This window comes from Micromonospora sp. NPDC050397 (assembly GCF_044901685.1).
In the GTDB taxonomy this organism is placed as follows: domain Bacteria; phylum Actinomycetota; class Actinomycetes; order Mycobacteriales; family Micromonosporaceae; genus Micromonospora_G.
Window position 1 is genome coordinate 879,793 of record NZ_JBJDPS010000002.1, and the last position, 18,345, is coordinate 898,137.

An 18,345-nucleotide genomic window follows, 5' to 3' on the forward strand; every position below is an offset into this window, starting at 1 on the left:
GTGGTTGGCCGGGGTGGTGGGAAGGTTTGTCTACCGTTACCTGCTGCGTCCGGTCGGGCTCACGTTGCGCTGGCTGTGGCGCCACACCGTGACCCCGGCCGGTCGCGCCGTGCGCTGGGTGTGGAGACACCTGGTCGTGTCGACGTTCCGCTGGCTGCGCGACGGCGTGGTCCGGCCGGTCCGGCTGACCACCCGGCAGGTGCTGGTCGCGCTCGGCCTCCGTCGGCGTGCCTGAACACGAGCACGCGGCGCGCCCGACCGCGCGGGGGGCGGCGCACTCGACGACGAGGGGGCGACGCGCCCGGTCGAGAGCAGCGAGAACGTCCCAGCGCGTCCGTAACCTCGACCCCATGGACATCGACTGGAACCAGGAGCTGTCCGAACAGCTCGACTGGCACTGGCGCAACCAGCTTCGGCCCCGGCTCGACGGGCTTACCGACGACGAGTACCTCTGGGAGCCGGTCGCCGGCTGCTGGAGCATCCGTCGACGTGGCGAGAGCCGGACCGGCGACGGCGTCGGCTCGGGGGAGTGGGTGATCGACTTCGCCTATCCGGAACCGAGCCCCGCGCCGGTGACGACGATCGCCTGGCGGCTGGGCCACATCATCGCCGGGGTCTTCGGTGCCCGTAACGCGGCGCACTTCGGCGGCCCGGCGACGAGCTACGACTCGTTCCCGTACGCCGGGACGGCGGCGGAGGCGTTGCGCCAGTTGGACGAGGCGTACGTCCGGTGGGCCGAGGGCGTACGGGCGCTGGGACCGGACGGCCTGGCCCGCCCCTGTGGACCGGCGGAGGGCCCGTTCGCGGAGTATCCGCTCGCCTCGCTGGTCCTGCATATCAACCGGGAAGCCATCCACCACGGCGCCGAGGTCGCGTTGCTTCGTGACCTCTACCGGGCCGGTCCGGACTGACCGGCCACAGCCGCGGCCGGGCCACAGCCGGGCCGCGGCCGGGATGTGGTCGGACCGGGGTCGGACCGGGTCGGACCGGGTCGGCCCGAAGAACGAGAAGACAGTGACAAGCTTGACTGTTTGCCGGTGTGGCGGGTAGCGTGACCGGCTTAACCGGTTAAGAGTCCGGCTGGCGTGAACATCCTGTGGTGGGGATGTCGGTGTCCGGTCGGTCCGGTGGGAGACCGCCGGACCGACCGGACACCCACCCATCGGCCCGGTCGCGCTCGGTCGGCCATTCGGCCCGGTCACTTCCCTGGCCCGGGCGCCGGCACTAGCGTGACGCGCTATGCACATGACTCGACGGATCGCGGCGGTCGCCGTCGCCGCGACGCTCACCCTCACCGTCACGGGTGCGCCGGCCGGTGCCACCCGGAGTCGTACCGGCGCGCCCGGCGTCGGCGACGGCTACTTCCCGCTTGCCGGCAATGGCGGGTACGACGTACGACACTACGGGCTGGAGATCCGCTACCAGCCCGCCACCCGGGCCTTCTCCGGGGTGGCCACGATCAGTGCGCGGGCCGAGCAGCGGCTCAGCCGGTTCAACCTCGACCTGCGCGGCTTCGACGTACGTTCGGTCACGGTGGACGGACGCTCGACGCGGTTCGACCGGGACGGCCAGGAACTGCGGATCTCGCCGCCGCGCGGTCTCGCCGACGGCGAGCGGTTCACCGTCGTGATCCGCTACGACGGGACCACCGGCCAGCCCACCGACAACGAGGGTGCGCTCTACGGCTGGGTCTCCACCCCGGACGGCGCCTTCGTGGCCAACGAGCCGGAGGGGGCGTCGACCTGGTACCCGGTCAACGACCACCCGACGGACAAGGCCAGCTACGACTTCCAGATCACCGTGCCGGAGGGCAAGACCGCCGTCGCCAACGGCGAACTGGTCGGCCGGCGGACCAAGGGTGGCTGGACCACGTTCACCTGGCGGGCCACCGACCAGATGGCCAGTTACCTCTCCACCGCCTCCGTCGGCGACTACGACCTGCGCTTCGACAAGGGCCCGAACGGGCTGCCGATCATCGACGCGATCGACCGGGACCTGCCGGCGGGCGCTGACGCGGGGCTGGCCCGTACCAAGGAGATGATCACGTACTTCTCCGGGCTGTTCGGTCGCTACCCGTTCACCTCGTACGGCGCGATCGTCGACGACGACGAGGACGCCGGTTACGCGCTGGAGACCCAGACCCGGCCGATCTACTCGGGACCGCCATCCGAGGGTACGGTCGCGCACGAACTGGCCCACCAGTGGTTCGGCAACAGTGTCAGCCCGCAGCGGTGGCAGGAGATCTGGCTCAACGAAGGCTTTGCGACGTACGCGGAGTGGCTCTGGACCGAACACGTCGGCGGCACCACGGCCGCGGCCCGGTTCGACGGCTACTACGCCCGCCCGGAGACCTCCGCCATCTGGAACCCGCCGCCGGGCGACCCGGGCGCGGGCAACCTCTTCGCCGGCTCGGTCTACACCAAGGGTGCGATGACCCTCCAGGCGTTGCGGGAGAAGATCGGTGATCGCGCCTTCTTCAACCTGCTCCGTCTCTGGTACGCGGCGAACCGCGACGGCACCGTCGGCACGCCGGACCTCGTCCGACTCGCCGAGAAGGTTTCCGGCCAGCGTCTGAACTCCTTCTTCCAGACCTGGCTCTACACCCCCGGCAAGCCCACCACCTGGTAGCTCCGCCCGCAGTGTAAGGAAGGGCCCCTTATTAACGCATAGCGTTAATAAGGGGCCCTTCCTTACGTTGGTGCCGCGCGCCGCAGGGGTACTTAACCGGTTGCGTAAATCGACGGGTGTCCCTACTCTGATCCTCGCCGCAGGAAGCCGGGCGGCAGCTGCCGGGCAGCAGTTGCCGAACCCTCACGTCCCTCCCCGTCCCGGGGCTCTTCCTGAGGTAGGTCATGAAAACCAGGATCTTCGCCGCCGTCTCGGCGCTGCTCGCACTCCTCGTCTCCGTGCTCGTCCTCGTCCAGCCGGCACACGCCGCCGCCGGTTTCACGGTGAGCGGTGGACAGCTCATCGACGCGAACGGTAACCCGTTCGTGATGCGCGGGGTGAGCCACGCGCACACCTGGTACCCGAGTCAAACCGGTTCGTTCGCCAGTATCAAGGCGCTCGGCGCCAACACCGTACGCGTGGTGCTCAGCACCGGGGCGCGCTGGACGCAGAACAGCGCCAGTGACGTCGCAAACGTGATCTCGATCTGTAAGCAGAACCGGTTGATCTGTGTGCTCGAGGCACACGACACCACCGGGTACGGCGAGGAGGCCGCCGCGATCACCCTCGACCAGGCGGTGAGCTACTGGATCAGTATCCAGAGTGCCCTCGCCGGTCAGGAACGGTACGTCATCCTCAACATCGGCAACGAGCCGTTCGGCAACAACGCCAGCGTCAGCGCGACCTGGCCGACCGCGACCCGTAACGCCATCACCCGGCTGCGCAACGCCGGCTTCGACCACACGATCATGGTCGATGCTCCGAACTGGGGCCAGGACTGGCAGTTCACCATGCGCGACAACGCGCAGTCGGTCTTCGCCAGCGACCCGGACCGCAACACCGTCTTCAGCATCCACATGTACGGCGTCTTCGACACCGCGACCGAGATCAGCGACTATCTCGGCCGGTTCCGTAGCGCCAACCTGCCGATCGTGGTCGGGGAGTTCGGCCACAACCACTCCGACGGCAACCCCGACGAGGACACCATCATGTCCTACACCCAGGCCAACGGCATCGGGTACGTCGGCTGGTCGTGGAGCGGCAACGGCGGTGGCGTCGAATACCTCGACATGGTGACGAACTTCAACGCCGGCAGCCTGACGTCGTGGGGACAGCGGATCTTCAACGGCGCCAACGGAATCCGGCAGACGGCCCGCGAGGCGAGCGTCTACGGCGGCAATCCCACCACGCCACCGACCACGCCGACCACGCGCCCGCCGACCACACCGCCGACCACCCGGCCACCGACCACCCCGCCGACCACCCCGCCCAGCACGCCCCCGCCCGGTACGCGTACCTGCACGGCGACGTACGCGGTGACCGGCCAGTGGCAGGGCGGCTTCCAGGGCGACGTACGGGTGACCGCCGGTGCCACGCCGATCAGCGGGTGGACCGTCACCTGGACGTTCGGCAACGGCCAGACGGTCAGCCAGTCCTGGAGCGCCACCATCACCAGCAGCGGCGCGAACATCACCGCCCGGAACGTGGCCTACAACGGCGGCCTCGGTGCGGGCGCCGGCACGAGCTTCGGTTTCATCGGCACCTGGAACGGCGGCAACGGCGTGCCGACGACACGCTGCGTCGCGACCTGATCCGCCTGAGCGCAAATCGTTCCTCCCGCCGCTGTTCGGTGTGAACCGGGCCGCGCGACCGGTGGCCGGGCCCCTTTGTCGGGGCCCGGCCATCGTCGTCTCACGGGTATCCGGGCCCGATGACTGATGGCGGTCGTGTGGATCGGAGAGCCCGTCGGGACCGTACGGTTATTCGGCCGCGTCGCCACGGCGGAAACGTGAACGATCACGGTTCGCGAATCGCCGGACGCGAGCGACTTCTACTGTCTCGATGGGATTTAACGCCTTGTCGCGGATCTGACACGGTATAACCGCTTAATTGCGTTGCGGCCTCCTTCCCTGTCTGTGATTGTCTCTCTACAGTGAGCGATATCAGCAGGTGGGAGTGGTAGCCCACTGCAAGGGGGTGCCGAGTCGAGATACGTCCGGGAAGCCTGAACCGGCAACCGGTTGACGACCGGCTCTGGTGCGGCCAGCCCGGGCGAGGCCACGGATTATCGCCCCGATCAGAGCGGTTATCTCGCCCGTACCGAAGGGTCGGGACGAATACTGCCGTGCTCAATTCGAGCCCGGTTACATGAGGGAAAGGGAGTTCCCGAATGAGGACAAGAAATGGACTGGGTCGAACCTGGTTGCGCGGAATGGTGGTGGCGGTGACCGTAATGGCGGCCGGCACGACCGTCGCGACGGCCCCCGCGAACGCGGCGCCGGGTTCGGCCCGTCCGGACACGGCGGTCGCCAGCGACGGTTCGCGCGTCTCGGTCCCGAGCAGGGCGTTGGTCGGCGGCACGTCGAGCTACGTCGGCACCGGCCGGACGGTGGGCACCAACACGACCGCCGCCAGCGGTTCGTCCGCCACCGCTCTCGGTACGGAATCGATCTTCGGCCCGGACAACCGGATCTTGATCAACCCGACCACCTCCTTCCCGGCCCGCGCGGTCGTCATGATCACGCGGAACGGCAACGCCCACTGCACCGGCTGGATGTACGGGCCGGACATCGTGGCCACCGCCGGGCACTGCGTCAACGCCGGTGGCGGTGGAGCCTGGTACACCGGTCTGACCGTCTGGCCGGGGCGCAACGGCGGCTCGGCGCCGTACGGTTCGTGCTCGGTCCGCCAGCTCTACTCGGTGACCGGCTGGACGGTCAGCGGCGACGAGGCGTACGACTACGGCGCGATCAAGCTGAACTGCACCATCGGCTACAGCACCGGCTGGTTCGGTTACTGGTGGCAGGCGGCCAGCCTGGCCGGCGCCAGCACGCTGATCAACGGGTACCCGGGCGAGAAGCCGTTCGGCCAGCAGTGGCGCGGTGACTCGGTGGCCCGGACCGTCGCGGTCAGCCAGACGAACCAGATCTTCTACAGCAACGACACCACCGGCGGCATGAGCGGCAGCCCGATCTACCAGCTCCGGGCCGCCGGCAGCCCGTGGTGTACGGGTTACTGCTCGATGGGTATCCACGCGTACGGGTTCCCGCACATCGGCTACCCGCACAACACCTACAACCACGGGACCCGCATCACCGAGGCGAGGTTCAACAACCTGCAGGCCTGGAAGGCTGCCTGATTGATCAGCGGGTGGGTCGGGAGGGTTCTCCCGGCCCACCCGTCGCTGTGTGACCTTCTGTCACCGAGGCGGAACCAAATGCCACCACCCGTACGTCATAAGCTCCAGATCACCATAAGGAGCTACCAATGAGGTCAACTCGAACAGGCGTACTCGCCTCTGCTCTCTTTGCCGTCGCCGTACTGTCGGCCTGTGCCCAGCCGGGCACCGACTCGGTCGGATCGGCCGGCGGGCCGGGCGGCGACTCGCCGGTCTCCGCCTCCAGCCAGCCGGCCGACCCCGGCAACTCGACCAACCGTGGCACCGTCACCGGTCGTGTCACCAACGCCGACGGCGCGGCCGTCCCCGGCGTGGTGGTCCAGCCGAAGTCGCTGGACGACCCGGCCAGGGCGATCCCGGAACTCGTCGTCACCACCGACGACAAGGGCGTCTTCCGGTGGGTCCTGGAGCCGGGCCGGTACGAGTTCCGGACCCAGCCCAGCGGTTCCGACCCGGGCAGCCGGACCCAGCCCGGTACGGCGACGGTGACCGCCGGCCAGACCGCCACGGTCGACCTCACCCTCGGCTGAGTCACCCCGGCGCGATCGGGTGGGACCCTCACGTCCCAGCGACACTCCGGTGACGATTTGGCTGCTCACAGCGATCTCACAGGGTCGACCACTACTGTTCGGTATGTCGTACGTCGATCCACGGTGGATGGTGTCAGGACAATGGTCTTCAAGAAGATGTTAAGCGCACTCGGGGTGGGTGGACCGAGCGTCGATACCGTGCTTTCCAACCCGAACACCCGGCCGGGCCTGGTGCTCGAAGGCCAGGTCAACCTGCGCGGCGGTGAGGCCGCCGCCAACATCGAGCACATCAGCCTGGCGCTGGTGACCAGGGTCGAGATGGAATCCGGCGACAGTGAGTACGCCGGCACGATGGAGTTCCACCGGCTGCCGGTCACCGGCGCGATGCAACTCGCCGCCGGCCAGCAGCTCAGCATTCCGTTCCAGCTTCCGGTGCCGTGGGAGACCCCCATCACCGACGTGTACGGCCAGCGCCTGCACGGGATGACCATGGGGCTGCGTACCGAACTCGCGATCGCGCGGGCGGTGGACAAGGGCGACCTCGACCAGGTCTCGGTGCACCCGCTGCCGGTGCACGAGCGGATCCTGGAAGCGTTCAACCAACTCGGGTTCCGGTTCAAGAACGCCGACCTGGAGCGTGGGCACATCCACGGCGTGCAGCAGACGCTGCCGTTCTACCAGGAGATCGAGTTCTTCGCCGCGCCGCAGTACGCGCACGTCGTACGCGAGGTCGAACTCACCTTCGTCACCAACCAGTACAGCGTCGACGTGATCATCGAGTGCGACAAGCGGGGTGGCTTCTTCACCGGCGGCCACGACAGCTTCGGTCGCTACTCCGTCCAGCACACCGGGGTCGAGTCGGTCGACTGGGTCCGGCTGGTCGACGGCTGGCTGAACCAGACCATCTCCGGTTACGGCAGCCGGGCCAAGCAGGGCGGCCACGGCTTCCACGGCGGTCACGGCCACCATGGCGGCGGCGGTGGCATGGGCGGGGCGATCGCCGGTGCCGCGCTCGGCTTCGGCGGCGGCCTGCTCGCCGGTGAACTGCTCGAAGACGCCTTCGACGGCGGCGACGACGGCGGTGACTTCGGCGAGGAGTAGCCCCGCCGGTCCGCCCGACAGAGTCGAGGATGCCGCGGTCGCCAGGGAGAACCTGACGACCGCGGCACCGTGATGCTCAGGGGTCATCCGCTTCCGGTCGCGCCGGAAGTCGCCGTACGGCTAGCGGATCCCCGGACTACCGGTCACCGCCGCCACGCCGCCACGAGTTACCGGCCTTGGCGATACCACGGCTCAGCATGTAACCGATGCTCAGCAGGGCGATGAAGAACCACGCCCGGTCGGCCCGGAACACGTCGAGGCCCGCGTTGTCGTTCCCGATGATCACCGAGGCGGCGATCACGCCACCGACGGCCAGCAGGAACACGTAGAACTCGGTGGTCAGGAACGCCGGCTTGGTTTCGCTCCGCGGCATCCGGTCGCCGCGCCGGCCCGACATCATCTGCTGGTCGGAGACCATCTGCCGGTTCGACATGTCATCCTGCATGTACGAGCCCTGCGAGTACTGCTGGTCCGACATGGGTCGGTTCATCGTCGGCTGATCCGACATCGGCCGCTGCTGCGACCTGGACGGAGTCTGCGTACTCATCTTTCCTCCTCAGGATTCGATGAGGCTTTCGGTGCCCCCTCGGCCACGGTCCGACTCGGCCCGAGGTGAGGGCGGCACCACCTGGCTACCCGACCCACTTCCCGGCAAACGACCGACCCGGCCCCTGACCTGGTGGTCGACCGGGATTCGCGCGGGATCGCAACCCTTGGCGGCCGGGTCGTCCAGCTTGCCGGCGGCCCGTTTAGCCCGCTGACGCACGGGCAGGCAGCGGGTACGGATGGTCTCCCACAAGGTGGTGCGAACGTGCGCGCAGACGACGAAAAGCGGAAGTCGACCCGCCGGGCCCAGGATCGGGTGGGCCGGGGCGAATACGGCTCGGTGGACGAGGTCACCCTTCCCACCGACGGCCAGCACGAGGCCCGCGAAGAGGACTGGCAGGATCCGGCGGACGCGAGGTCGGACACGGGTGTGTTCCGGGACGGCGGCCCCACCCGTACGCCCCGGGGCATGGTGACCACCACGGGTGGCAGTGCCGGCCCGGCGAGTGTTCGCCGGGCCGGACCGCCACGCGGCAAGGGCAAGGTCGCCCCGACCACCACCGGAGACGCGACCACCGGCGGGATGAGCACCCCGACGGGTGGTTCGACCAGCGACCAGTCGAGCGACGCCAGCCAGGTGGGCAACTTCGGCGAACGCCGCCCGGCGGACTGAACCACCGTACGGTGACCGTCCGCCGAGGTGCCGCGACTACCGTACGGTGACGTCCGCGGTGGTGGCGCGCAGCACGCCGAGCCGTTGGGTCGCCCGGGTCAGCGCGACGTAGAGGTCACTGCGTCCGCGCGGTGACTCGGCCACGATCCGATCCGGCTCCACCACCAGGACGGAGTCGAACTCCAGCCCCTTGGCCTGGGGCACGGTCAGCACCACCACCCGGCTCTCCAACTCCGGGTGCTCACCGAGCGCCGCCTCGGGGACCGCGTCGACGACGGCCCGACCCAGGTCGGCGGCGAGCCCCTCCGGCACGATCACGCCGAGCCGGCCGTCGTCCACCGCGTCCGCCTCGCGGAGCACCAGATCGACCAGCCGTCCGGGCAGCTCGCCCGGCTCCACCGACAGGTCGAACGGCGGTACGCCGGTGCGACGTACCGCCCGGGGCGGATCGAGGGACGGGTCGATCTCGGCCAGCACCCGGCCGGCCACCTCCATGATCTCGGCCGGGGTCCGGTAACTGACGGTCAGTTCCCGGATCCGCCAACGGTCGGCCACGTACGGCTCCAGCGCCTGCTGCCAGGAGGCGGCCCCGCCGAGCGCGCCGGTCTGGGCCACGTCCCCGACGATGGTCATCGACCGGCTGGGACAGCGGCGCATCAGCAACCGCCACGCCATCGGGGAGAGTTCCTGCGCCTCGTCGACGATGATGTGGCCGAAGGCCCACTTCCGGTCGGCCGCGGCCCGCTGCGCGGTGGTCAGCCGGTCCCCGGTCTCCTGCCGCTGCGCCAACTCGTCCGCGCCGAGCAGGTCGGTGACGCTCAGGACCTCACCCTCGGCCTCGTCCTCCAGGTCGATCGAGCGGGAGCCGAGGGCGATCTCCAGCGCACCCTCGGCGTACTCGATCAGTTGCCGGCGCTCCCGCTCGGCCAGCGCCTGCGCGGACCGGTCGTCCTCGCCGAGCAACTCGGCGCACTCGTCGAGCAGCGGTACGTCCGCCGGGCTCAAGCCGCCCTCGGGGTTCCGGTGCAACAACTCCAGCTCGGCCTCGGTCAGCTCCGCGCCGACCAGGTCCCGCCCGGCGGCGTCGATCCGCTCGGACGAGGCGAACAGGTCGGCGAGGAGCCGTTGCGGCGTCAGCACCGGCCAGAGTTCGGCCAGCGCCTCCTCCACCCCGGGCTCGTCGCGCAGCTCGCGCCGGATCTCGGCGAGGTCGGCCTCTTCGAGCAGGTTCTCCCCGCCCAGCGGGTCGGCGCCGATCCGGTCGGCCACCTGCCGGGAGAGCGCGTGGATGATCTCGATGTCGAACAGCGGTCGGGCCAGGTTGTGCGGGCGGCCCGAGCGGCGGGCCCGCTCCCGCGCCGCCAGTACGGTCTGCCGGTCCAGCCAGAGGGTGTCCCGCTCGACCAGCACCTCCATCCCGTCGTCCGGCACCTGCTGACGGTCGCGGATGGCGGCGGCGAGCAGCTCGGTCATCACCGGTCGGCCCTTGACCTCGGCGACCGTGGCGGCCTCGGCCCTGGTCGCGCTGATCCCCGGGAAGAGCTCGCCGAGGGTACGCAGCAGCACGCCCGTCTCCGCCAGGGTCGGCAGGACCTGCGAGATGTAACGGAGGAAGGTGGCGTTCGGGCCGACCACCAGCACGCCCCGGGTGGAAAGCTGCTGCCGGTGGGTGTAGAGCAGGTACGCGGCCCGGTGCAGCGCCACCGCGGTCTTGCCGGTGCCCGGCCCGCCCTGCACCACCAGCACCCCGGGCAGGTCGGCCCGGATCACCCGGTCCTGCTCGGCCTGGATGGTCTGCACGATGTCGCTCATCCGGCCGGTACGCCGGGCGTTCACCGCGGCCAGCAGCGCCGCCTCGCCGGTCAGTCCCTCGTGCTCGGTCGTCCGCGCGGCGTCCAGGTCGAGCACCTCGTCGTTGATCCCCACCACCTTGCGGAACCGGGTGCGGATGTGCCGGCGGCGCCGCACCCCGTCCGGCGACGCGGCGGTGGCGAGGTAGAACGAGCGCGCGGCCGGGGCCCGCCAGTCGACCAGGAGCGGGTCGTAGTCGCCCTCCTCGTCGAAGATGCCGATCCGGCCGATGTAGCGCGGTGCCCCCTCGTCGAGGTCGAGCCGCCCGAAGCAGAGGCCGTCCTCCACCGCGCCGTACGAGTCGACCTGCTCGGCGTACATGGCGATGGTGCTGTCCCGTTGGGAGCGGGCCTGCTGGGTGCCGCCGACGCTGCGCAGTTGCCCGGCCAGCCGCCGCGCGGCCCGGTCGCGCAACCCGTCGAGCCGGCCGTAGAGCATGGAGACGTACTCCTGCTCCCGTCCGATCTCGTCGGCGTGCTGGTCATCCGAGGTGTCGGAGTACCTTGACAAACCTTCTCCCCATTAGCTATAGTGTTCCGAGGACGGCATTCAAATGCCGTTCTTTTTTGTGCCCAAATGACGAAGATAGCGCGACAGCGCGTAGCCCGACCATGGTCCCATCGGCCGGAGTACGGGTCGGCGAACGCCGCCGTCACCATTATCGACCTCCTCCCGCCGCGATGATCCGGTGGCCGGACAAAGCGATCCGCCGGCCGGACATCGCGGTGAGGCGATACCGGCCGGCGGATCGGCGGGTCGTGCTCGGTCGTGCTCGGGCTGTGCTCGGGTTCCGTCCCGGGGCGGGGCGGAACCGGTCAGCGTGCCGTTCCGGCCACCTCGTACAGACGCTGCGGGGTGACCGCGCCGACCAGCACCCGGCCGTCGTCGAGCAGCAGGACATTCACCAGCTTGGTGGTGAACAGCCGCCCGCTGCCCCAGTCGCCCTGCACCCGGGGGAACGCGTCGAGCAGGTTGCCGAGCAGGTCAGCGCCGTTCGGCGTACCGGCGGTGCCCGCCGGCAGATCCTTGCCGGTCAGGGCCGGGGCCTGCCCGCCCGGGATCCGGCCGACCAGCACCGTGGTCCAGCCCTGGCCGGCGGTGCTCAGCCCGTCCGGCGCCTCGCCGCCCTCCGGCCTGTGCCGCCGTGGCTCACCGCTGCCCTCGGTCACCTTCGTGCCCGGCGGTGGGTTGAAGGTGAACTGGTTGTCGCCGGGGGTGTCGAAGTCGACCTGGGTGAAGGCCAACTCGAAGGCCGGCTCGTCACTGCCCTTGGCGAACAGCTCGAACCGCAGCGGTACGTGTTCCTCCGCGTCGATCGCGATCCGCACCTGGTCCACCAGCGACGCCGCGTCCCTCGGGTGCAGCACCAACTCGTACGCGTCCCGGCCGGCGATCGTGGCGGACCGGCCGACGGTCACCCGCGTGCTCGGGTCGATCGCGGCGAGCGCCTGGTCGGCGGCCTCCTGCGGGGTGGCGGGCAGGCCGTTCGGGCCGCTGCCGTTCGGGCCGCTGCCGTTCGGGCCGTGCGGGTGCTCCGCGCCACCCTCGGGCAGCCGGTAGTGGGTCGCCTCGTTCGACTGGCTGCGCCAGGTCCAGACGTCGGAGCCGTTGCGCATCACGTCGCTCTCGCCGAGCGTGCCGAGCAGGGCGACCCGGGTCCGGTCCGGGCCGGCGTACCAGACCCGCAGGGTGTGCGTACCCGATGCGAGCGCGACCAGGTCGGCGCTGCCGGATCCGCCGATGCCCGGCAGCGCCGGCAGGCCGAGGTCGGCCCGCTGCACCACCGTGCCGGAGAACCCGTCCACCTGGGCGGTCTGCAGGTCGACCAGGAGCTGGGCGGCGCTGCGCGGAGGCAGGGCCGGATCGGCGGCCGCGCCGAGGGTGCCGATCGCCGCACCCCCGCCGACCACCACCACCGAGGCGGCGACCGGCACCAGCCAACGCAGGGCCGGGCGATTCTGGAAAACTGACATCTTCGTACCTCCCGGGGTCCATGGTGCCCTGCCGGTGCTGTGCGGCGGCTGAGAACTCGTGATGTGCGGGTTGACGGCGGTGGCACCCTTGGCGGGTGCGGTTGCTGGTGGTGGAGGACGAGGCGCGGCTGGCCGCCGCCCTGCAACGGGGCCTACAGGCGGAGGGCTTCGCGGTCGACGTGGCCGGCGACGGGCTGACCGGGCTCGACCTCGCCCGCCACGGCGGCTACGACGCGGTGATCCTCGACGTGATGCTGCCGGGTCTGTCCGGCTACCGGGTGGTACGTCAGCTCCGCGCCGAGGAGCAGTGGGTGCCGGTGCTCATGCTCTCGGCCAAGGACGGCGAGTACGACCAGGCCGACGGGCTGGACTGTGGTGCCGACGACTACCTGACCAAACCCTTCTCGTACGTGGTGCTGCTGGCCCGGTTGCGGGCGCTGCTGCGTCGGGGCGCACCCCAGCGTCCGGCGGTGCTGACCGCCGGTGACCTCAGCCTCGACCCCGCCCGGCGCCGGGTGACCCGGGACGGCGCCGAGGTCGAGCTCACCGCCCGCGAGTACGGGCTGCTCGAATACCTCCTGCGCCGGGCCGGTCAGGTCGTCTCCAAGACCGAACTGCTCGACCACGTCTGGGACGCCAGCCTGGAGACGGCACCGAACGCGGTGGAGGTCTACGTCGGTTACCTCCGCCGCAAAATCGGTCGGGACCGCCTCCAGACGATCCGCGGCGCCGGCTACCGCCTCACCACATGAACCCCCGCCACCTCCTCGCCCAAGCGTTAGGAAGGGCCCCTTCCTATACAAGAAGCGATAACAAGGGGCCCTTCCTTACCCTGAGCCTGCGGGCGCGGTTGATGGTTATCGGGGTGGCGGGGTTGGCGGCGGGGCTTGCCGTGGGTGGGGTTTTGTTGGTGGCGGCGCTGGGTTACGCGTTGGAACGTACGGTGGACACCGAGGCGTTCAAGACCGCCGACGCGGTCGCCATCCTGGCGAACGAGAATGCCCTGCCCGATCCGCTGCCGGTCGCCGGTGCGGAGGTACGGGTACAGGTGATCGACGCGCGCTCCCGGATCACCGCGGCCAGCATCAACGCCGACCGGCTGGTGCCGATGCTCGACCGCGACCAGCTCGCCCGTACCGGTGACCGGAACGGGATCTACGTACCCGGTCGGCAGCTCGGGCTGACCGGGCCGGTACGGGTGGTCGCCGTACCCGCCGGTCCGCCCGAGGACCCGAAGACCGTGCTCGTGGCAAAGTCGATGACCGACGTGACGCACAGCCTGAAACTGGTGCGTACGGTGCTGACGGTCGGGTTTCCGCTGCTGCTGGTGCTGCTGGCGGTGGTCGCCTGGCGGGTGATCGGGGCGACCCTGCGTCCGGTCGAGGCGCTGCGGGCCGGTGCGGAGGAGATCACCGGCGGAGCCCGGCCGGGGCAGCTTCCGGTCCCGGCGTCGCACGACGAGATCCACCGGCTGGCGGTGACCCTGAACGGGATGCTGGACCGGTTGGAGTCGGCCCGGGTCCGGCAGCGGGCCTTTGTCGCCGACGCGGCACACGAACTGCGCAGCCCGCTGGCGAACATGCGTACGCAGTTGGAGGTGGCGCAGCACCTCGGAGGTCGTACCGACTGGCCGCTGGTGGCCGAGGACCTGCTCGCCGACACAAAACGGTTGAGCCGGCTCGTCGACGACCTGCTGCTGCTGGCCCGGGCCGACGACGGGGTGCCACGACCCCGCCGGGCGGTCAGCGACCCGGTGGAGCTGGTGGAGTTGTCGACCGGGGTGGCGCAGCGGTACCCGTCCCCGCCGGTACGGGTCGCGCCGGCCGCCGGTCCGGCCTGGACGGCGGGGGACCCGGACGGTCTGGGCCGGGTGCTGGCGAACCTGCTCGACAACGCGGTACGCCACGCGGCCTCCGAGGTGGTCCTGACCGTGCTGGCGCCGGATCCGGCCGACCCCGGATTCCACCTGGTCGCCGTCAGCGACGACGGTCCGGGCATCCGGCCAGCCGACCGGGATCGGGTGTTCGACCGGTTCACCCGGCTCGACGACGCCCGTACCCGGGATGCCGGCGGTGCGGGGTTGGGGCTGGCCATCGTCCGTGAGCTGGTACGCCGCGAGGGCGGCACGGTCCGACTAGCCGACTCGGACACCGGGGGCGGCCCGGGGCTGCGGGTCGAGGTACGCCTGCCGGCGGTGTCGGGAGGGGTACGCACCCACCGGCACCACCCCCGCCAGTTGCCGCCGTAGTCGGGCAAAGCCTGCTATTGCCGCATAACATCAGCAAAGCTGGATGCGACGGCAGGAACGATCAACGGCCGGCGGGACGGGCGGACGATGGGTGGGCAGTCCCGGCTGATCCGCGACCTGCGGCAGCCGAAGCAGATCACCTTCATCGAGCTCTTCTTAGGCGCGGTGCTGCTCGTCGCCGTGTCACCGGTCCTGGTCGGACAGGCCGCGTTGCTGGTCACCGGGGTGGTCACCGTCGTCTTGGCCGGCATCGTCGGCTGGGATCCCAGGTACGCCGGTCTCCGGCCCGGGGAGCAGGCCCTGTCGTTGCGACTCTGAGCGGTGGTCGAGCCGTCAACTGGCTCCGGCCCGTTTGGTGCAGACGGGCTTGCTCCGCCCGACCAGGTCCACCGAGTAGACAACCGCGACGGTGAAGCAGTAGTCGGTGTTCCGGTTCAGCGAGTAGACGACAAAGGTGCTGGTCCCCGGTGCCAACTCGTGAATCGCGCGGGGGTCCTGCCCGGTCCGGCCGGCCGAGATCACCACCGGTCCCTCGGCGCCGGCCGGGTAGGTCCAACTGAGACTGACGCTGTCCCGACTGTCGCGCAGGGTGAGGTTTTCCGGTGGCGCGCCGGGGGAGAGCTGTGGTGTCGCGGCTGGAGCGGTCGGCGTGGCCTGACCCGGCGAGCCGCTCGGGGCGGCGCCGTTCGGGGTGGGCTCGCCCAGCCCGGCCGGACCGGGGTCCGAGTCGCTGGTCAGCGCGAACCCGGCGACCACGGCGACGGTGCCGAGCAGCACGACCACCAGCCCGGCGACGATGACCGGCAGGGTTCGTCGCAGCGGCCGGCGGGGCGGTTGGTAGATCCGTACCGGCAGCTTCGCCGACGGCCGGCGCTCGGGCAGGTGCCGGCCCCCGGGGCCGCCACCCTGGTCGTGGAAGGGGCCGGCATCGGTCGCCATTCCCGGTACGGACGGCGGCAGCGGCGAATCGGAGCCGCCGGTCGGATGGTTCCAGCCGGAACCGGCCGGGGCCCGGTCCCAGCCGCTGCCGGCCGGCGCGTGGTTCCAGTCCCTGCCCGGGGGCTGGTGTGCCCAGGCGTCGTTGTCCCGGTCGACGGGCTGCTCGGTGCGCCAGTCGGGCCGATCGTCGGACGGCCAGCCGTTCCGGTCGGCGGTGGACTCCTCCGCCGGCTCCGGCTCCGGCTCGGCCCGGTCCGGCGGCCACCACTGGCTGTCCCGGTCGGGCGCGGTGTCACCCTCGGCGGGGTAGACCGCGTCGGCCGAGGAGGCCCCGGGACCGAACGGGCCGTGGTCGGCGGGGGAGCGTGGCGGGGGTACGCGTGGCGGGGGCATCCGTGGCGGCGGAAGCGGTGGTGGACTCGTTGACGCCCCGCTCGGGTGCTCGGTGTCCGTACCGGTCGGGTAGCTCTCGCCGCTCGTCGGATAACCACCGGCCGGTGCCGCGTACGCGGTGGCCGGGGGCGGGTAGCCGCCGTCCGGGGCGGAGGGCGGGTCGACCGGCGTGGGATAGCCGTCCGGGGTGGGGTAGCCGTCCGGGGTGGAGTATCGCTCCGCGACCGGATGACCGCTCGGTGCGACGTGTTCGGTGGCCAGCGGAGCCTCGGCCGGGCCGAGCGCCGAACCGGCCGCCGGGCCGACCGTCGACCCCGCCGCCGAGCCGACCGTCGAACCGGCCGTTGGGCCGAGCGCCGACCCGGCCGCCGGGCCGAGCGCCGAACCGGCCGTCGAGCCGGTCGCGGGGCTGTCCGATCCGGTGGACTGGCCGCTGGCGCAACTGTGGTCGGGGTTGGCCGCCGCGCGGGCCAGCGCCGCGACCTGGGCCGCCAGCGGATGGTCCGGGGCCAGGTGTTCGCGGCACAGCTCGCGGGCGAGGGCGAGGTGGTCGTGTGCCTCGGCGAAGTGCCCGCAGTCGCGTTGCATCGAGCCGAGGCGCGCGAGCATCCGGATGCCGCTGAGGTGACCGTCCCCGTACACCTCGCGGTGCAGCTCCCAGGCGTCCTCCAGCCGGTTGCGGGCGAGCTGGCACTCGCCCTGGGCGTATTCCACTGTGGCCAGGTCGGCGTGGGCGGCGAGCACCCGGAGCGACTCGGGGCCGTCGGTCGCGGTCAGCTCGATGATCACTTCGCGGTAGAGCCTGGCCGCCCGTTCGTGGCTGCCGACCCGGTGCAGTACGGCGGCGAGCGTCGCGGCGCTGGCGACCGTACGTTGGTCGGCCGGTCCGTAGAGCCGGGTGGTCGCCGCGTACGCGAACGCGGCCCAACCCCGGGCGGAATGCGGCTCGCCCAGGGCGACCAGCACCCTCGCCTGAAGCCCGGCCGCCTCGGCCAACTCGGGCGAGGCGTGCGCCGGACTGGGATCGGCACTGTTGAGCGCGGCACCGAGCAGTTCCTGCGCGCCGGCCAGGTCGCCGGCGGCCACGAGCTGTTGCGCCTGAGGGGTGAGATCGCCGAAGCCGGAGGACACGTCCCATCGTGCTGGTCCGGCGACGTTCAGTACAAGAGGTGGGTGGGTGGCAGTTTGGTCATGATGCTGGACGTTTCGGGTCGAGATGGTCGACCAATGCTTCGCTGATTCGCCGCAGTTGGTCGATCTGCGCTGGGCTGAGCGGGTCGAACAGGTGGCGCCGTACGCCCTCGACGTGTCCGGGCGCGGCGGCGGCCAGCTCGGCGAAGCCCTCGTCGGTGAGGACCGCGATCTGGCCGCGCCGGTCGGTGGGGCAGTCCTCGCGCCTCACCCAGCCGAACTGCTCCAGCCGCCCGACGGCGTGCGAGAGCCGGCTGCGCGAGGAGCCAACCCGGTCCGCCAGCTCGCTCATCCGCAGTTGTCGCCCGGGTGCCTCGGAGAGGTGCACCAGGATCACGTAGTAGGCGTGCGGCAGGCCGGCGTCGGCCTGTAACTCCCGGTCCAGCGTCTCCATCAGGGCCTGGGTCGCGGCGAGGAACGCCCGCCAGGTGCGCTGTTCGTCGGGATCGAGCCACCGGGTCATGAGGTAGAGCATAACCGGTGTAGTTGAACGCTCAACTACACCGCGCTACTGTGAGCGCATGGGTATTCACCGGCTCAACCACGCCGTACTCTTCGTCAGCGATCTCGCCCGCAGCGTCGCCTTCTACCGCGACGTGCTCGGTTTCCGCCTGGTCCCGATGACGCCGGACAACTTCTCGGGAGCCGTCTTCCTCCAGGCCCCGGGCTCGACCAACGACCACGACCTGGGGTTGTTCGAGATCGGCGCGAACGCCGGACCGTCCGGCGCCGGACGGACCACGGTCGGCCTCTACCACCTCGCCTGGGAGGTGGACACCCTGGACGAGTTGGCCGCCACCGCGCAGCGCCTCACCGAGGCCGGAGCCCTCTCCGGCAGCTCGGACCACGGCACCACCAAGAGCCTCTACGCGCACGACCCGGACGGGCTGGAGTTCGAGGTGGTCTGGCTCGTCCCGGCCGACCGGCTGGACGACGCGGCGCTCGCCGCGCGCAAGCGGATCGGCCGGCTCGACCTCGACCGGGAGCGGCAGCGGTACGGCGGCCAGACGCGCGGCGGCGTCGGCATCTCCGTACCGGCCTGAGCCGGCGTCGGC

Annotated in this window: 17 protein-coding genes; 12 read left to right on the plus strand and 5 right to left on the minus strand. The window is 70.8% G+C overall.

Going from position 1 to position 18,345, the window contains the following annotated elements; genetic code table 11:
- The 7 genes from ACI2K4_RS10120 to ACI2K4_RS10150 all read left to right on the plus strand — a co-directional run.
- Nucleotides 1-235 (plus strand): hypothetical protein (locus ACI2K4_RS10120; protein ID WP_404510108.1); only part of this gene is annotated, 235 nt, incomplete at its 5' end.
- 115 nt (nucleotides 236-350) lie between these two features.
- Nucleotides 351-911, plus strand: a complete 561-nt coding sequence (locus ACI2K4_RS10125; RefSeq protein ID WP_404510109.1) for a DinB family protein — start codon at nucleotides 351-353, stop codon at nucleotides 909-911.
- A 328-nt stretch (nucleotides 912-1,239) separates the two neighbouring features.
- Complete coding sequence (locus ACI2K4_RS10130; protein ID WP_404510110.1) at nucleotides 1,240-2,628, plus strand: M1 family metallopeptidase; 1,389 nt, start codon at nucleotides 1,240-1,242, stop codon at nucleotides 2,626-2,628.
- A 224-nt stretch (nucleotides 2,629-2,852) separates the two neighbouring features.
- Entirely contained in the window at nucleotides 2,853-4,259 is a 1,407-nt protein-coding gene (locus ACI2K4_RS10135; RefSeq protein ID WP_404510111.1) for a cellulase family glycosylhydrolase, read from the plus strand.
- A gap of 578 nt (nucleotides 4,260-4,837) precedes the next feature.
- On the plus strand, nucleotides 4,838-5,806 hold the full coding sequence (locus tag ACI2K4_RS10140) for a trypsin-like serine peptidase (RefSeq protein WP_404510112.1): 969 nt from the start codon (nucleotides 4,838-4,840) through the stop codon (nucleotides 5,804-5,806).
- 128 nt (nucleotides 5,807-5,934) lie between these two features.
- Complete coding sequence (locus ACI2K4_RS10145; RefSeq protein ID WP_404510113.1) at nucleotides 5,935-6,375, plus strand: carboxypeptidase-like regulatory domain-containing protein; 441 nt, start codon at nucleotides 5,935-5,937, stop codon at nucleotides 6,373-6,375.
- A 141-nt stretch (nucleotides 6,376-6,516) separates the two neighbouring features.
- Nucleotides 6,517-7,476, plus strand: coding sequence for a sporulation protein (locus ACI2K4_RS10150; RefSeq protein WP_404510114.1), 960 nt, complete (start codon nucleotides 6,517-6,519; stop codon nucleotides 7,474-7,476).
- Between the two features lie 136 nt (nucleotides 7,477-7,612).
- On the opposite strand, the gene ACI2K4_RS10155 is transcribed toward ACI2K4_RS10150, so the two are convergent.
- Nucleotides 7,613-8,023: a hypothetical protein gene (locus ACI2K4_RS10155; protein WP_404510115.1), complete on the minus strand. Its 411-nt coding sequence runs from the start codon at nucleotides 8,021-8,023 to the stop codon at nucleotides 7,613-7,615.
- A gap of 264 nt (nucleotides 8,024-8,287) precedes the next feature.
- Here ACI2K4_RS10155 and ACI2K4_RS10160 point away from each other — a divergent pair, with 264 nt between their 5' ends.
- Nucleotides 8,288-8,695, plus strand: a complete 408-nt coding sequence (locus tag ACI2K4_RS10160) for a hypothetical protein (RefSeq protein WP_404510116.1) — start codon at nucleotides 8,288-8,290, stop codon at nucleotides 8,693-8,695.
- A gap of 36 nt (nucleotides 8,696-8,731) precedes the next feature.
- Here the strand turns inward: ACI2K4_RS10160 and ACI2K4_RS10165 are convergent, their stop codons facing one another.
- Together ACI2K4_RS10165 and ACI2K4_RS10170 are read right to left on the minus strand one after the other, a co-directional pair.
- Nucleotides 8,732-11,056, minus strand: coding sequence for a HelD family protein (locus ACI2K4_RS10165; protein WP_404510117.1), 2,325 nt, complete (start codon nucleotides 11,054-11,056; stop codon nucleotides 8,732-8,734).
- A 305-nt stretch (nucleotides 11,057-11,361) separates the two neighbouring features.
- Nucleotides 11,362-12,519: an outer membrane lipoprotein carrier protein LolA gene (locus tag ACI2K4_RS10170; RefSeq protein WP_404510118.1), complete on the minus strand. Its 1,158-nt coding sequence runs from the start codon at nucleotides 12,517-12,519 to the stop codon at nucleotides 11,362-11,364.
- Between the two features lie 95 nt (nucleotides 12,520-12,614).
- Between ACI2K4_RS10170 and ACI2K4_RS10175 the strand changes: the two genes are divergently transcribed.
- The 3 genes from ACI2K4_RS10175 (at nucleotide 12,615) to ACI2K4_RS10185 (ending at nucleotide 15,085) form a co-directional block, all read left to right on the plus strand.
- Nucleotides 12,615-13,271 (plus strand): response regulator transcription factor, encoded by a 657-nt coding sequence (locus ACI2K4_RS10175; RefSeq protein ID WP_404510119.1) that lies wholly within the window; start codon nucleotides 12,615-12,617, stop codon nucleotides 13,269-13,271.
- Between the two features lie 101 nt (nucleotides 13,272-13,372).
- Nucleotides 13,373-14,767, plus strand: a complete 1,395-nt coding sequence (locus ACI2K4_RS10180) for an ATP-binding protein (RefSeq protein ID WP_404510120.1) — start codon at nucleotides 13,373-13,375, stop codon at nucleotides 14,765-14,767.
- A gap of 87 nt (nucleotides 14,768-14,854) precedes the next feature.
- The gene (locus ACI2K4_RS10185; protein ID WP_404510121.1) at nucleotides 14,855-15,085 is read left to right on the plus strand and encodes a hypothetical protein; all 231 of its coding nucleotides are present in this window, start codon (nucleotides 14,855-14,857) and stop codon (nucleotides 15,083-15,085) included.
- A 15-nt stretch (nucleotides 15,086-15,100) separates the two neighbouring features.
- Here ACI2K4_RS10185 and ACI2K4_RS10190 read toward each other — a convergent pair whose 3' ends face one another.
- Both ACI2K4_RS10190 and ACI2K4_RS10195 read right to left on the minus strand, forming a co-directional pair.
- Nucleotides 15,101-17,230: a tetratricopeptide repeat protein gene (locus ACI2K4_RS10190; RefSeq protein WP_404510122.1), complete on the minus strand. Its 2,130-nt coding sequence runs from the start codon at nucleotides 17,228-17,230 to the stop codon at nucleotides 15,101-15,103.
- Nucleotides 17,231-17,288: 58 nt separating this feature from the next.
- On the minus strand, nucleotides 17,289-17,765 hold the full coding sequence (locus tag ACI2K4_RS10195) for a MarR family winged helix-turn-helix transcriptional regulator (RefSeq protein WP_404510123.1): 477 nt from the start codon (nucleotides 17,763-17,765) through the stop codon (nucleotides 17,289-17,291).
- A 46-nt stretch (nucleotides 17,766-17,811) separates the two neighbouring features.
- Here ACI2K4_RS10195 and ACI2K4_RS10200 point away from each other — a divergent pair, with 46 nt between their 5' ends.
- Nucleotides 17,812-18,333, plus strand: a complete 522-nt coding sequence (locus ACI2K4_RS10200) for a VOC family protein (protein WP_404510124.1) — start codon at nucleotides 17,812-17,814, stop codon at nucleotides 18,331-18,333.
- Nucleotides 18,334-18,345: the final 12 nt, after the last annotated feature.